Annotated in this window: 15 protein-coding genes; 5 read left to right on the forward strand and 10 right to left on the reverse strand. The window is 68.0% G+C overall.

Annotation, left to right across the window (positions count from 1 at the left end):
• Positions 1 to 35: 35 nt before the first annotated feature.
• Positions 36 to 1,115 (forward strand): bifunctional (2E,6E)-farnesyl/geranyl diphosphate synthase, encoded by a 1,080-nt coding sequence (gene idsA2 / locus AWB95_RS11950; RefSeq protein ID WP_062538543.1) that lies wholly within the window; start codon positions 36 to 38, stop codon positions 1,113 to 1,115.
• Between the two features lie 5 nt (positions 1,116 to 1,120).
• Positions 1,121 to 2,641: an alpha-(1->6)-mannopyranosyltransferase A gene (locus tag AWB95_RS11955; protein WP_062538542.1), complete on the forward strand. Its 1,521-nt coding sequence runs from the start codon at positions 1,121 to 1,123 to the stop codon at positions 2,639 to 2,641.
• Here the strand turns inward: AWB95_RS11955 and AWB95_RS11960 are convergent.
• Positions 2,628 to 3,032: an Rv2175c family DNA-binding protein gene (locus AWB95_RS11960; RefSeq protein ID WP_062538541.1), complete on the reverse strand. Its 405-nt coding sequence runs from the start codon at positions 3,030 to 3,032 to the stop codon at positions 2,628 to 2,630. The two genes, AWB95_RS11955 and AWB95_RS11960, sit on opposite strands and share 14 nt — an antisense overlap.
• Positions 3,033 to 3,111: 79 nt before the next feature.
• Here AWB95_RS11960 and AWB95_RS11965 point away from each other — a divergent pair, with 79 nt between their 5' ends.
• Entirely contained in the window at positions 3,112 to 4,260 is a 1,149-nt protein-coding gene (locus AWB95_RS11965) for a protein kinase domain-containing protein (RefSeq protein WP_180275949.1), read from the forward strand.
• An 84-nt stretch (positions 4,261 to 4,344) separates the two neighbouring features.
• Here AWB95_RS11965 and AWB95_RS11970 read toward each other — a convergent pair whose 3' ends face one another.
• The 3 genes from AWB95_RS11970 to AWB95_RS11980 form a co-directional block, all read right to left on the reverse strand.
• A complete protein-coding gene (locus AWB95_RS11970) occupies positions 4,345 to 5,733 on the reverse strand; it encodes a class II 3-deoxy-7-phosphoheptulonate synthase (RefSeq protein WP_062538548.1) in 1,389 nt (462 codons plus the stop codon).
• A gap of 78 nt (positions 5,734 to 5,811) precedes the next feature.
• Positions 5,812 to 6,306, reverse strand: a complete 495-nt coding sequence (locus AWB95_RS11975) for a polyadenylate-specific 3'-exoribonuclease AS (RefSeq protein WP_062538539.1) — start codon at positions 6,304 to 6,306, stop codon at positions 5,812 to 5,814.
• Between the two features lie 11 nt (positions 6,307 to 6,317).
• Positions 6,318 to 7,193 (reverse strand): hypothetical protein, encoded by an 876-nt coding sequence (locus AWB95_RS11980; RefSeq protein ID WP_062538538.1) that lies wholly within the window; start codon positions 7,191 to 7,193, stop codon positions 6,318 to 6,320.
• Positions 7,194 to 7,276: 83 nt separating this feature from the next.
• Here AWB95_RS11980 and AWB95_RS11985 point away from each other — a divergent pair, with 83 nt between their 5' ends.
• Positions 7,277 to 8,575 (forward strand): glycosyltransferase 87 family protein, encoded by a 1,299-nt coding sequence (locus AWB95_RS11985; RefSeq protein ID WP_062538537.1) that lies wholly within the window; start codon positions 7,277 to 7,279, stop codon positions 8,573 to 8,575.
• 6 nt (positions 8,576 to 8,581) lie between these two features.
• Here the strand turns inward: AWB95_RS11985 and AWB95_RS11990 are convergent, their stop codons facing one another.
• The 5 genes from AWB95_RS11990 to AWB95_RS12010 form a co-directional block, all read right to left on the reverse strand.
• On the reverse strand, positions 8,582 to 9,313 hold the full coding sequence (locus AWB95_RS11990) for a lysophospholipid acyltransferase family protein (protein ID WP_062538536.1): 732 nt from the start codon (positions 9,311 to 9,313) through the stop codon (positions 8,582 to 8,584).
• Between the two features lie 102 nt (positions 9,314 to 9,415).
• Positions 9,416 to 9,796, reverse strand: coding sequence for a hypothetical protein (locus AWB95_RS11995; RefSeq protein WP_062538547.1), 381 nt, complete (start codon positions 9,794 to 9,796; stop codon positions 9,416 to 9,418).
• Complete coding sequence (locus AWB95_RS12000; protein WP_085168263.1) at positions 9,793 to 11,064, reverse strand: ArsA family ATPase; 1,272 nt, start codon at positions 11,062 to 11,064, stop codon at positions 9,793 to 9,795. Before AWB95_RS12000 ends, AWB95_RS11995 begins: the two co-directional genes overlap by 4 nt.
• Positions 11,057 to 11,494 (reverse strand): SRPBCC family protein, encoded by a 438-nt coding sequence (locus AWB95_RS12005; protein ID WP_062538535.1) that lies wholly within the window; start codon positions 11,492 to 11,494, stop codon positions 11,057 to 11,059. The genes AWB95_RS12000 and AWB95_RS12005 overlap by 8 nt, the downstream gene beginning before the upstream one ends.
• A gap of 86 nt (positions 11,495 to 11,580) precedes the next feature.
• Positions 11,581 to 11,970, reverse strand: a complete 390-nt coding sequence (locus tag AWB95_RS12010; RefSeq protein ID WP_062538534.1) for a hypothetical protein — start codon at positions 11,968 to 11,970, stop codon at positions 11,581 to 11,583.
• 117 nt (positions 11,971 to 12,087) lie between these two features.
• Here AWB95_RS12010 and AWB95_RS12015 point away from each other — a divergent pair, with 117 nt between their 5' ends.
• Positions 12,088 to 13,884, forward strand: coding sequence for an AMP-dependent synthetase/ligase (locus AWB95_RS12015; RefSeq protein ID WP_085168264.1), 1,797 nt, complete (start codon positions 12,088 to 12,090; stop codon positions 13,882 to 13,884).
• Positions 13,885 to 14,214: 330 nt separating this feature from the next.
• Here the strand turns inward: AWB95_RS12015 and AWB95_RS23275 are convergent, their stop codons facing one another.
• Positions 14,215 to 14,373: a hypothetical protein gene (locus tag AWB95_RS23275; protein WP_169714672.1), complete on the reverse strand. Its 159-nt coding sequence runs from the start codon at positions 14,371 to 14,373 to the stop codon at positions 14,215 to 14,217.
• Positions 14,374 to 14,439 lie beyond the last annotated feature (66 nt).

The raw sequence follows: 14,439 nt of genomic DNA on the forward strand, positions 1-14,439 counted from the left end.
CGGCCCAGGGCGGCTCGAGAGAAAGGGGCGTCGCGCTGAGCGTCGAAGCAGCGGCAACCGTCGAGTTCGCCGACGCCATCACCGAGCAGTTGCGGGCCTATCTGCGCGCTCGCCGCACTGACGCTGCCCATATCGGACCCGAGTACGACGCGCTCGTCGCGGCGCTGGAGGAGTTCGTGCTCGGCGGGGGCAAGCGGCTGCGCCCGGCCTTTGCGTACTGGGGCTGGCGCGCGGTGGCGTCCAACGACCCGGATACGCAAGTGCTGCTGCTGTTTTCGGCGCTGGAGTTGTTGCACGCCTCGGCGCTGGTGCACGACGACGTGATCGACGGGTCGGCGACCCGCCGCGGCCGGCCCACCGCGCACGTGAAATTCACTGCGCTGCACCACGACCGGCACTGGCAGGGCTCGTCGGAGCGGTTCGGGATGTCGGCGGCCATCCTGCTCGGCGACCTGGCACTGGCCTGGGCCGACGACATCGTCGCCGGGGCCGATCTGCCTCCCGATGCGCGCCGCCGGGTTCGGCAGGTCTGGGCCGACATCCGCACCGAGCTGCTCGGCGGCCAATACCTGGACATCGTCGGGGAGGCCAGCGCCGCCGAGTCGATCGCCTCAGCGATAACCGTCAACACCTACAAGACCGCCTCCTACACCGTGTCGCGACCGTTGCAGCTGGGTGCTGCCGCGGCTGCGGACCGCCCCGACGTGCACACCCTTTTCCACGAGGTCGGCACCGACCTGGGGCTGGCGTTCCAGCTGCGCGACGACGTGCTGGGCGTGTTCGGCGATCCGGCGGTAACCGGCAAGCCCTCCGGCGACGACCTGCGGTCCGGCAAGCGCACCGTGCTGCTGGGCACCGCGATCGAAATAGCCGACAAGTCGGATCCGTTGGCGGCCAACATGTTACGGTCGTCGATCGGCACCGATCTGACCGACCCGCAGGTGCGCGACGTGCGCGCGGTGATCGAAGGGGTGGGCGCACTGGCCGCGGTGGAAGAGCAAATCGACACACTGACCGGGCGTGCGTTGACCGCTTTGGCCGCCGCGCCCATCAACGCAGCGGCCAAAACGGGGCTGTCCGAGCTGGCCAGGCTAACCGCGAATCGAACCGCCTGAGCCCGATGTCCACTCCGACAGCCACCCCCGTTGCCCAGCAACACCTTTCGCGACTTCGCGAGTTCGCTACCTCTGCTGAGGCCCGGCCTGCGCTGCTGGGCGGCAGCGGCGCCGTGCTCATCACCGCGGGCGGACTCGGCGCGGGCAGCACCAAACCGCACGACCCGCTGCTGGAGGCGCTTCACCTGTCCTGGTTGCGCTTCGGCCACGGCCTGGTGCTGTCCTCGGTCCTGCTGTGGCTCGGCGTCGCGCTGATGTTGATCGCCTGGCTTCGGCTGGGGCGGCGCGTTGTCGCGGGCGAGGCAACCGAATGCACGATGGTGGCCACCACCGGCTTCTGGCTGGCGCCGTTGTTGCTGTCGGTACCCGTCTTCAGCCGGGACACGTATTCCTATCTGGCTCAGGGCGCGCTGCTGCGCGACGGCTTCGACCCCTACGCCGTCGGCCCGGTGGACAACCCGAATCCCTTGTTGGACAACGTCAGTCCCATCTGGACAATCACCACAGCGCCCTACGGTCCGGCATTCATCCTGATCGCCAAGCTCGTCACGATGGCGGTCGGCAACCATGTGATCGCCGGAACCATGGTGCTGCGCTTGTGCATGCTGCCCGGGCTGGCGCTGTTGATCTGGGCCACACCGCGAATAGCCCGACATCTGGGTGCCGACGCCCCGACCGCGCTGTGGATCTGCGTGCTCAATCCGCTGGTGATCATCCACCTGATGGGTGGCGTGCACAACGAGATGCTGATGGTAGGTCTGATGGTGGCCGGCATCGCGCTGACGCTCGAGCGTCACCACGTCGCGGGCGTCACGCTGGTTGCCGTGGCGGTCGCCGTCAAAGCCACCGCCGGAATCGCATTGCCGTTTTTGGTCTGGGTCTGGATGCGCCATCTCAGCGATCGACTGGGATACCGGCCGCTGCGCGCGTTCGCGGCGGCCACCGCGACGTCTGTGCTGATCTTCGTGGCGGTCTTCGCGGTGTTGTCCGCGGTGGCGCGAGTGGGTTTGGGCTGGCTGACCGCGCTGGCAGGCTCGGTCAAGATCATCAACTGGCTGACCGTGCCGACGGCCGTGGCCAACCTGATTCACGCGATCGGCGGGTGGTTCTTCCCGGTCAACTTCTACGCGGTGCTCCATGTCACCCGGGCCGCCGGGATCGTGATCATCGCCGTGGCACTGCCGCTGCTGTGGTGGCGATTCCGCCATGACGACCGTGAGGCGCTGACCGGGACCGCGTGGGCGATGCTGGTCGTGGTGTTGTTCGTGCCCGCGGCTCTGCCGTGGTATTACACCTGGCCGCTGGCGGTGATCGCGCCGCTGGCGCAGTCACGGCGGGCGATCGCGGCGATCGCCGGCTTCTCCACCTGGGTGATGGTCATCTTCAAACCGGATGGAGCCCATGGCATGTACTCGTGGGTCCACGTCATCATCGCCACCGGTTGCGCACTGATCGCGTGGTACGCACTGTATCGGGCACCGCGGCCCGAAGTCGCCGGGGACGCCGAAAGTCTCAGTACGCCATAGCTTGTGCCCGGCGCAGCACCTCACGGGCCTGATGGGCATGCAACGCGTCGACCGGACGTGCGTTGCTGATGGCGTCACGGGTGCCGTCGCGGGTGATCGTCAGCGACGGATCCGGGGTAAACAGCCAGCGCACGATCTCGGTGTCGCGGTAACCGCCGTCGTGCAGCACCATCAGCAGCCCCGGCAGGCTCTTGACCACCTGGCCGGATTCGGTGAAGAAGACCCGCGGCACCACCACGTCGCCGGCGCGCCGCACCGCCACCAGGTGGCCTTCCCGCAGCTGCTGGTGAACCTTGGTAACCGGCACACCCAGGAGCTTGGCGACGTCGGGCAGGTCATAGGTGGGTTCGTCGGGATCCAGAACGTCGTCGCCGGCCGGAATACTGCTCATCGCGCTCAGTGTAGAGCCGATTCCGCCGCGCTGAGTGCAGGTTTCGAGCTGAATTCGCGGCGGCGCCTACGATGAGCCCGTGACGGATCCCGTGGTCGGCGCGTTGCTCGACGGGCGCTACCGCGTTGTGGCCAAGATCGCCACCGGCGGCACCTCGACGGTGTACCGCGGCATCGACGAACGCCTCGACCGGCCGGTCGCGCTGAAGGTGATGGACTCGCGCTACGCCGGCGACGGGCAATTCCTCACCCGGTTTCAGCTGGAGGCCCGCAGCGTGGCGCGGCTCAAGCACCCGGGCCTGGTCGCCGTCTACGACCAGGGCCTCGACGCGCGGCACCCGTTCCTGGTGATGGAGCTGATCGAGGGCGGCACCCTGCGCGAGCTGCTGGCCGAACGCGGTCCGATGCCGCCGCATGCCGTTGCCGCGGTGCTGCGCCCGGTGCTGGGCGGGCTGGCTGTCGCGCACCGCGCCGGTCTGGTGCATCGTGACGTCAAGCCCGAGAACGTGCTGATCTCCGACGACGGCGAGGTCAAGATCGCCGACTTCGGACTGGTCCGCGCCGTCGCGGCGGCCGGAATCACTTCGGCCAGCGTCATTCTCGGCACCGCCGCCTACCTGTCGCCGGAGCAGGTCCGCGACGGCAACGCCACCCCGCGCAGCGACGTGTACGCGCTGGGAATCGTGACCTACGAGCTACTGACCGGGCAGACGCCCTTCAGCGGCGACTCAGCGTTGTCGGTCGCCTATCAACGGCTCGACACCGACGTGCCGCCGCCCAGCGCACGAATCGAGGGTGTACCACGCCAATTCGACGCGTTCGTGGCACGAGCGACGGCGCGTGACGCGGCCGGCCGATACGCCGACGCACTCGAGATGAGCAGCGTGCTGGACGAGCTCGCCGACGAGCTGAACCTGCCGGAGTTCCGGCTGCCCGCACCCCGCAACTCGGCGCAGCATCGGTCAGCGGCGGTGTATCGCAGCCGGACCGCGCAGACGACCGGCCAGGTGCGGCACCCGACCCGTCAACTCACCCGCGACTGGTCGGACGAGCCCGAATACTCCCAAACGCCAGGGCAATTCGCGGGCATCGAGATCAGCGAGTTCGCCTTGGCCCGGCAACACGCCCAGCGCATGGTGCTGATCTGGATCGCGGTGGTGCTGGCGATCACCGGGATGGTCGCCGCCGCCGCGTGGACGATCGGCAGCAATCTGGCCGGACTGCTCTGACCGCCCTCCCGCGCGAGCGTGCACAGTTGTACGGCATTGCCCGGCGTGTCGCATACAAACACGCACGCCCGCGACCAAGCTGTCTTAGTCGCGCAGCATTTCGGCGACCAGGAACGCCAGCTCCAGCGACTGCTGGGTGTTCAGCCGCGGGTCGCACGCCGTCTCGTAGCGGCCGGCCAGGTCGGTGTCCGAAATGTCTTGCGCCCCACCGAGACACTCGGTGACGTTCTCGCCGGTGATCTCCACGTGGATGCCACCCGGGTAGGTGCCCAGCGCGCGGTGCACCTCGAAGAAACCCTGCACCTCGTCGACGATGCGATCGAAGTGCCGGGTCTTGTACCCGGTGGACGACTCGTGGGTGTTGCCGTGCATCGGGTCGCACTGCCAGATCACCTGATGACCGGTGGCCTGCACCTTTTCGATGATCGGCGGCAACAGGTCGCGCACCTTGTTGTTGCCCAGCCGGCTCACCAGGGTCAGCCGGCCCGGCTTGTTGTACGGGTCGAGGCGCTCGACGTATTCGACCGCCAGCTCGGGAGTGGTCGTGGGGCCGATCTTGACGCCGATCGGGTTGGAGATCACCTCCGCGAACGCGACATGCGCGCCGTCGAGTTGCCGCGTGCGGTCGCCGATCCACAGGTAGTGCGCCGAGAGGTCGTACAGCTGCGGCTCGCCGTCGTCGGCGTTGGACAACCGCAGCATCGCCCGCTCGTAGTCGAGTACCAGCGCCTCGTGGCTGGCGTAGATCTCGGCGGTCTGCAGGTTGCGGTCCTCCACCCCACACGCGCTCATGAACCGCAGGCCGCGATCGATCTCCGCGGCCAGTGCCTCGTAGCGCGCGCCGGCCGGCGACGTCCGGACGAACTCCCGGTTCCAGTCCTGCACCAGGTGCAGCGACGCCAGGCCCGACGACGTCAGTGCCCGCACCAAATTCATCGCGGCGCTGGCGTTGGCGTAGGCGCGCACCAGCCGCGACGGATCGTGCTCGCGCGCCGCGGCATCCGGGGCGAACCCGTTGACCATGTCGCCGCGGTAGGACCGCAGCCCCAGCGCGTCGATATCCGACGAACGGGGCTTGGCGTACTGGCCCGCGATGCGGGCCACCTTCACCACCGGCAGGCTGGCGCCGTAGGTCAGCACCACCGCCATTTGCAGCAGCGCGCGGATGTTGGCCCGGATGTGTGGCTCGGTGTTGTCAACGAACGTCTCCGCGCAGTCACCGCCCTGCAGCAGGAACGCTTCACCGCGCGCGACCTGGGCCAGCTGCTCCTGCAGCTGCACGATCTCCGATGCCACGGTGACCGGCGGCACGCTCTCTAAGACCGTGCGCATCGCCCTGGCCTGATCGGCCGGCCAGCTGGGTTGTTGCGCCGCGGGCTTGGCCAGTGCGACGTCGAGTTGGGCCCGCAGATCGGCCGGCAGCGGCGGCAGCGCGGGCAGCTGGTCGATCGGTACGTCGACGGTCCAGTTCACCCGTATATGGTAACCGGCCACCGCAGCCTCTTGATCAGGACGAACGCTCACCTGCGGCGGTGCTGACTGACCGACTCCTCAGCGGCCCGCATCGGCGTCGGCCGTGATCAGCCGGAACCGCCGCAGCTGGTCGCGGGCGTCGACCAGGGCGTCGTGCACGTCCGAGGGGCGTCGCGGCATCCGGGGGCGTCCGCGCTCCTCCCACAGCTGACGCAGCTCCCGGGTGAACCGGGGAATCGCCGCCGGCAGCTCCGTCATCGGGCCCCACAACTGACATAACGCCACATGGTCGTAGGCGCCGACCCACGCCCACAGCTCGATCGGCTCGTCGCCGCCGACACCGAGGAAGCTCTCCAGATCCGAACGGATCCGGGCGCGGGGACGCCACAGCGGCGACGCGGGGGGCGGCAGCTTCGGCAGCACATGGGTGCGCACCCAGCTGCCGGCGCGTTCCGGGTCGAATTCGGTGGACACGGCGTAGTACTCGCGGCCGTCCTCGGCGGCCACCCCGATGGAGATCAGGTCGATGGTGCGGCCGTCCTCGATGAATTCCGTGTCGTAGAAGTACCGCACGACGCGAAAGCCTAACCGCGGCTCCCCGGCACCAGGACGCGCATCGGGCCCGTGGGCGGCGGCGCGGGATGGACTTCGAGGTCCAGCTGAGCGTCCACGGTGCGCTCGTCGGGAAGGCGCGGCGTACCCGCGATGCTGCTCTGGACCCACAGCTTGGCGCGTATCACCGGCCGGCGCAGCTGACGTTCCCGCTGCACCGCCCGGCGCATCTTGTCCACCTGATTGGTGTAGCGCCACCGTGCCCACGGCGCGTGCGGACGCGACAGCCGGATCGCGCCGATGACCAGCAGCACCACGAAGAACATGCCGATCAGACCGGTCCACACCTTGCCTTTGAGCAGCACCACGATCGCCAGCGGTGGTGTCAGCACCAACCCCAGGATCACCGCGGCGTGCAGCAGCGGTGAGTGGGTGTCCTGCCACAAGGACAGGAAGAACATCATCGGGTGCAAACCCAGGACCAGCAGCCCGCCGACCGCGACCGCGGCGAAGACCGCGTCCACCGAGGTGCGCCCGTCCTCCTCCCAGTAGACGTCCTGCAGGTGCAGGATCAACGCGTACTCGTCGAGCACCAGGGCCGCGCCGATGCCGAAAAAGGTTGCTGCCGTTGTTAATTCGGCTTGATTGCCCTCAAGCGCCAAGGTCACCAGGGTCACCCCGGAGAGCATCACCAGGACCACCCCGATGACCACGTGATGAATGTGCATCGACCCGATGTGAATGTTGCGCGGCTCCCACCATTTCGGCGGTACGCCACGGTCGGCGCGGTGACGGATGTAGCGCACGAACGTGCGCGTCACGAAGAACGTCAGGATGAACGCGACCAGACAGCACAGCAGCGGCAATCGCCCGCGGTCGATGATGTCATGCCGCAACCAGTCGAGCACCTTAAAAAAAGTACGCCCACTTCGCACGCATCGGCCGTTGCAATACCGCGTGGCGCCAATGTCACCGATAGGCTGTCTGCGACATGAGTAGACGGCAGTCGCCCGACCTGGGCAGCATGCGCGGGCGGGTTGCCGGTAGGCAGGTCGCCGTCTGGGCGTTGCTGCTGCTGATCGCCGCAGCGGCGTTCGGCTACGCGGGCTGGCAGTTGATCTGGCACGCGCAGTACCGCATCGACATCGACGTCTATCGGATGGGTGGTCAGGCCTGGCTGGACGGCCGTCCCCTTTATGCCGGCGACGCAAAGTTCCACACGCCGATCGGCCTGGACCTGCCGTTCACCTATCCCCCGCTGGCTGCCATCGCGTTCTGCCCGTTCGCCTGGCTGGGGCTGCCGGCCGCCAGCGTCGCGATCACGCTGACGACGCTGGCGCTCTTGATCACCTCGATGATGATCGTGCTGACCCGCCTCGACGTGTGGGACACCTCGCGGGTGGCGCCCGGGCCGGCCTGGCTGCGCCGATGCTGGCTGGCCGTGGTCATCGTGGCGGTGTCGGCGACGTGGCTGGAGCCGATCAGGTCGAACTTCGCGTTCGGGCAGATCAACGTCGTGCTGATGACCCTGGTAATCGCCGATTGCCTGCCGCGTCGGACCCCGTGGCCGCGCGGGCTGATGCTGGGGCTGGGCATCGCGCTGAAGCTCACGCCGGCAGTCTTCTTGCTGTATTTCCTGCTGCGCCGCGACGGCCGCGCCGCGCTGACCGCGCTTGCGTCGTTCATGGTCGCTACCCTGGCCGCGTTTGCGCTGGCCTGGCGCGACTCGTGGGAGTACTGGACGGACACCGTGGGCAAGACCGACCGCATCGGCGCCGCCTCGCTGAACACCAACCAGAACGTCGCGGGCGCGTTGGCCCGGCTGGGGCTCGGTGAGCACGAACGCTTCCCGTTCTGGGTGGCCGCGTGCCTGCTCGTGTTGGCATTGACGGTCTGGGCGGCGCGGCGGGTGCTGGCGGCGGGCGAACCGACTCTCGCGGTGATCTGTATTGCCTTGTTCGGGCTGGTGGTTTCGCCGGTGTCGTGGTCGCACCACTGGGTGTGGATGCTGCCGGCGGTATTGGTGACGGGCGCGCTGGCATGGCGGCGCCGCAGGCCCGCGCTGGCACTCGTCAGCGCGGCCGGGGTGGCGGTGATGGTGTGGACGCCGATCGACCTGATGCCCAAACACCACGAGACGACGGCGGCCGGGTGGCGCCAGCTCGTCGGGGCGTCTTATGTGTGGTGGGCGCTGGCGACCATCCTCACGGCCGGGGTGGCCGTCGCGGCGCGCACGGCGCCGCGGGAATCGACCGTTCCCGAGCCGGCAGCGGTCTCCGCAGTCGGCTGACGGGCCTTAGCCGGCGGCGGTCTCCGGGATGCGTGCCGGCGGTTCGCTCGCCGGCACCGATCCGTTACCGCGGTCCTTGACGGTGGCCGCGTAGATGTCGACGTATTCCTGACCTGAGAGCCGCATCAGCTCGTAGATCACCTCGTCGGTAACGGCCCGCTCGATGAAGCGGTTGCCGGCCAACCCCTCGAACCGGGAGAACTCCATCGGCTTGCCGAACCGCACGGTGACCCGGCCGAACCGCCACATCTTGCTGCCCGGGGGATTGACCTTGTTGGTGCCGATCATCGCCACCGGGATCACCGGTACGCCGGTGTGCAGCGCCAACCGGGCCAGCCCGGTCTTGCCTTTGTATAGCCGCCCGTCGGGTGAGCGGGTGCCCTCGGGGTACATGCCGAGCAGCTTGCCCTCCTTGAGCAACCGCTCGGCGGTTCGCAATGCCGCATCCGCGGTGTCGGCGTCGGTGCGGTCGATCGGGACCTGACCGGTGGTGCTGTAGAACCAGCGCAGGAACCATCCCTTCAGGCCGGTACCGGTGAAGTATTCCGCCTTGGCCAGGAAGGTGATGCGGCGTCGCACCACCAGCGGCAGGTAGAAGCTGTCGGCGACCGCGAGGTGGTTACTCGCCAGGATCGCCGGCCCGGATTGCGGGATGTTTTCCAGTCCTTCGACTTTCGGCCGTCCCAGCAGGGCAAGCAGCGGGCCCATGAAGATGTACTTGAAAAGCCAGTACCACATGGCCCCTCCCTCTCTCACCCGCGCCGGATAGTATTCTGCGCCAACTGTACCGATCGAGTGTGGATGCGACTACAGCACGCGGCGCCCGGCTTCGGATCGCCGCTACTCCTCGACGGTGATCGTGATGGGCTCGTAGCGGCTCTTCGCGCCAGCTTCAGGAGCAGGCTCGGCGACGCCGCCGCCGGGCGGCCCTTCCGGCGGCGGGGGGGTCATCGATCCGTCGACCTCGGCGATGATGGCGCGGATGACCGCCAGCAGTGCGACGCTGTGCTCGGCGATGACCGTCAGCAGTGGGTGCTGTTCGCCGGCGGCCAGCGCGGCCAGCGCACAGACCGGACACCACACCTGTTGGCATTTGCCGGTTCCCGGACCGCCACCCGACGCGCGCATCGCCGCCGCGCGCACCGCCGGGTCGATTCCGTCCAGGATGGTCTGCGCCAGTTTCCGCAATTCCGGACCGATGTCGGGGTGCACGCCACTCACGCCGGCCACACCTCCGGATTGGGTCGAAAACGCACCGTCAGCTCACTACCTCGAAGATGGGCGTCCAGCACCGTGCACCGCCGCAGTACGGACGCCAACCGAACTCGGCGCCGCATGCCGCCGGCGCGGATGATCAGGTCGTCGTCGACCCGGCCCAGGCTCAGCGCGCCGGAATCGACTTGCGGCAACTCTAGCCGCAATCGGTACACCGACTGCAGCCCTGATCCCGATTCGAGGTCCACGATGGGACGCAGCGGTCCCGGCGGCGGCGATCCGTCGCGACGACGGGCGCTGTCGAGCAGCTCGGCCAGCGCCTTGGGGCCGATCGGCTCGCCCGCCAGGTGCGGGGTGAGTACCAGCGCCACGTCGCCGATCGCGGCGTCCAGCTCGTCCAGCACGGCACGCTGCTCACCAATGCGCTCGGCGTACCAGTCGAACGCCGGATGGTCGGGCAGGTTGCGGTATTCATATGAATCGTCTTGCACCAGAACCTGATTGACGATCAACTCCTCCACCCGTACGCCCATCAGCGCCAACGAGCCCAGTGTGCGGACCGCCTCGGCGGCCACCACCCGCTCGGCGGTCAGCACCAGATGCGCGCCGACCAGCGCAGGGTCGGTGAGCAGGGCCGAGAGCCGCTCGACGCTGGCGCTGATGCGTTCCAGGAGTTCCACCACCGCCACCGAGCGGTCGTCGGCGGCGCCGGACAGTCGGCGGTGGCGCGGCCACGCGCGCTCCACGTACAGCGCGAAGGTGGCCGGCAGCGTCAGCATCCGCAACGCGTCGGCGGTGGACGCACAGTCGACGACGACGTGGTCCCACCTCCGGGCCGCGGCCAGCTCACCGACCTCGTGCAGGCCGAGGACTTCCTGGATGCCAGGTAGCGCCGAGAGTTCTTCGGGCGCAACGCTATCCAGCTCCGACTCGGGAAAACGCCCGCCCAGCGCGTCGACGACGTCACGCCAGCGAGCCTCCAGCAGCGCCAGGGTGTCCAGCGCCAGCGCGTCCAAGAACCCACCGCCGGTGTCGGCTCCGCCGGTCTCAAGGTCGGCGAGCACGCGGACCGGGTCGCGCCGGCCGGTCGGCGGAACCGCGACGCCCAGCACGTCGCCAAGCGAATGCGCCTGATCGGTGGACACCACGAGCACCCGCTGGCCGGCGCGCGCGTCGGCAACGGCCGTGGCGGCCGCCAGGGTGGACTTTCCTACCCCGCCCTTGCCGACGAAGAGACTGATCCGGGCCAGGACGGGCGTTGCCGACTCACTCAGCCTCGACTCGTTTCTTCAGATCCTTCAACGCGGTGTCGGTCAGCCTGCGCTCGGCCTTGCGCTTGAGCAACCCGATCATCGGAATAGCCAGGTCGACTGTGAGCTCGTAAGTCACGTCGGTGCCAGACCCCTTGGGCGACAACAAGTATGCGCCCTCGAGGGAACGCAATATCGAGCTGGAAACCAGTGACCAGCGTACCGAACCGCGGTCTTTCGGCCAGTCGTAGGAGAACACCAGGGTGTCCTTGAGCACCGCGGTGTCCAGCACCATGCGCGCGACTTTCGGGTAGCCGTCGGCGTCGGCCTCCAAGACTTCGGCCTCCTTGTACTCAGAGACCCACTCCGGATAGGAACCGATGTCGGCGATCACGTCCATCACGGTGCTGGGGTCGGCATCGATGTAGATCGTCTGCGCCGTCTTCTCCGCCACCTGGCTGCTTCCCTCTCCCCCGCAAGCGGGTGCTACCCCCAGTGTCTTTCGCAGAAACGGTACTCCCCGCGCCGGTCCGACCGGGGTCAAGCCACTGGCGCGACCCCGACGGGACGTGACCGCTCCAGCGTCGCCTTCACTTCGAACGCCATATTCTTGCCCGCAACCCGGCGGCGGTGGGTCATTCGGGCGAGGTTCATCCGGGCCAGCTGCCAGGCCGCCGCACCGGAGGGCTCGGCGTGCAGGAAGTAGTGCAGCAGCACCCCGTCCAGCACCGGTTCGAGCCAGATCTCCATTGTGCCGGTGAGCGGTCCGGTCACCGCCCAGCGGATTCCTTTCTCGGCGCGGTCTTCGACGACTTCGAGCCGCAGATCGGGCCACCACCGCCGCCAACTGGCCCGGTCGGCAACCGCCGCCCCGACCCGGGCGGCGTCGGCGGCGACAAACGTCTCGTCGGCGACTTGAATGCTGTGCACGGCGCTAGCTTCACATATCTCTGACGGCGCCGGATACCGCGGTCCGGGAGTGAACAGCATCACGTCCGGACTAGGCTGGACTGCACTTTGCCGCCTACATCAAGCGAGGTCACAAGAGTGCGTGAATTCAGTGTTCCCGCCCCGTTCACGGTGGGCGAGCGCGACAACGTCGTCGCCGCGGTATTCGAGCATGAGCGCGACGATCCCGACTTCGTGATCTTCCAGCGCCTGGTCGACGGCGCCTGGACCGACGTCACCTGCGCCGAGGCGGCAGCCCAAATCCGTTCGGCCGCATGCGGTTTGATCGCAGAAGGAGTGCAGGTCGGCGACCGGGTGGCCATCTTCTCGGCTACCCGCTACGAGTGGGCGATTCTCGACTTCGCGATCCTGGCGGTCGGGGCGGTCACCGTGCCGATCTACGAGACGTCGTCGGCCGAGCAGGTGCGCTGGGTGCTGCAGGACTCGGGCGCGGTGCTGGTGTTGGCCGAAACCGATGCCCACGCAAAGATCGTCACCGAGCTGACCGGCGAGTTGCCGGCGCTGCGCCGGGTGATGCACATCGACGGCTCGGGCCCCAAGGCAATCGAGGCGCTCGCCGAAGCCGGCGCTTCCGTGGATCCAGCCGAACTGACCGGGCGGGTCGAGGCCCTGCGGGCCGAGGCGCCGGCCACGCTGATCTACACCTCCGGGACCACCGGCCGGCCCAAGGGCTGCCAGCTGACCCATTCCAACCTGGTCTATGAGATCCGCGGCGCCAGAGAATCGCTGCCGACGCTGCTGGGCAAGGGCCAGCGGATGCTGGTCTTTTTGCCGCTGGCCCACGTGCTGGCCCGCGCGATCACCCTGGCCGCCTTCACCAACAAGGTCACCGTCGGTTTCACCAGCGACATCAAGAACCTGGTGCCGATGTTTTCGGTGTTCAAGCCGACGATCGTGGTCTCGGTGCCGCGGGTCTTCGAAAAGGTGTACAACACCGCCGCGCAGAACGCCGACAACGACGGCAAGGGCCGGATCTTCCAGATTGCCGCCCAGACCGCGGTCGACTGGAGCGAAGCCCAGGACCGCGGCGGCCCCGGCCTGTTGCTGCGCGCCAAGCACGCGCTGTTCGACCGGCTGGTGTACCACAAACTGCGCGCGGCGCTGGGCGGCAACTGCCGCGCCTCCATCTCCGGCGGCGGGCCGCTCGGCGCGCGGCTGGGCCACTTCTACCGCGGTGTCGGCCTGACCATCCACGAGGGCTACGGCCTGACCGAGACCAGCGCGGCCATCACGGTCAACCGGGTCGGCGACCTGAAGATTGGCACCGTCGGGAAGCTGTTGCCCGGCAACAGCATGCGCCTCGCCGACGACGGGGAACTGCTGGTGCGCGGCGGGGTGGTGTTCCGGGAGTACTGGCACAACGAGCAGGCCACCGCCGAAGCGATGGCCGACGGCTGGTTCAAGACCGGTGACCTCGGCTCCATCGACGACGACGGGTTCTTGACGATCACGGGCCGCAAGAAGGAGATCATCGTCACCGCGGGCGGCAAGAACGTGGCGCCGGCCGTGCTGGAGGACCAGTTGCGGGCACACCCGCTGATCAGCCAGGCGATGGTGGTCGGGGACGCCAAGCCGTTCATCGGGGCGCTGATCACCATCGACCCCGAGGCGTTCGAGGGCTGGAAGCAGCGCAACAGCAAGGCATCTGGCAGCTCGGTGGGCGACCTGGCCACCGACCCCGACCTGGTCGCCGAGGTGGACGCCGCCGTCAAGCAGGCCAATCAGGCGGTCTCGCACGCGGAATCGATCCGCAAGTTCCGCATCTTGCCCGTCGACTTCACCGAGGACACCGGCGAGCTGACGCCGACGATGAAGGTCAAGCGCAAGGTGGTGGCCGCAAAGTTCGCCACCGATATCGAGGCGATCTACGCCTAGTCCGGCCACCAGTCGCAAAAAGCCCCGTTTCGCACGGCGTTTCGGGGCCTGGTACGTGAATCAAGGTGACGATGGCATGGGTGACCGCCCGGCGAACCGCTGCGTCGGGTTCCCTTGTGTCAGTGTGTATTTGGGGTATTAGGCGGCGGGTTCGAGGGTGACCTTGAATCCTTGGGCTTCGAGTTTGGCCACGAGGCGACGGCACATTCTTCCCATGCCCGGCATTGCACACCAGCACCTCAAACTCACCATGGGCCACCACTGCGTGATAGACCGGCATCGAATAGATCCCGGTGGCCTCCATCGCCACGTGCGTCACACCCTGGCTCCTCAACCACCGCGCGCACTCCCGCAACACCCATAGAAGGTCTTGAACGTGCGTTTGATGGTCTTGCGCCCATCAGGACCCTCACCCGGCACCCGCGCGGCCACCGCGATGATGTCCTTGCCCACATCAACAGAGGCACACCGCTCATACAGAATCTGCATCCCGCCAGTCCCTTCCGGCTCAGCTTCGCAACCAACCAACGTGCGCTACGGTGCAGAGCCCCCAAA

It is taken from the genome of Mycobacterium celatum (assembly GCF_002101595.1).
In the GTDB taxonomy this organism is placed as follows: Bacteria; Actinomycetota; Actinomycetes; order Mycobacteriales; family Mycobacteriaceae; genus Mycobacterium; species Mycobacterium celatum.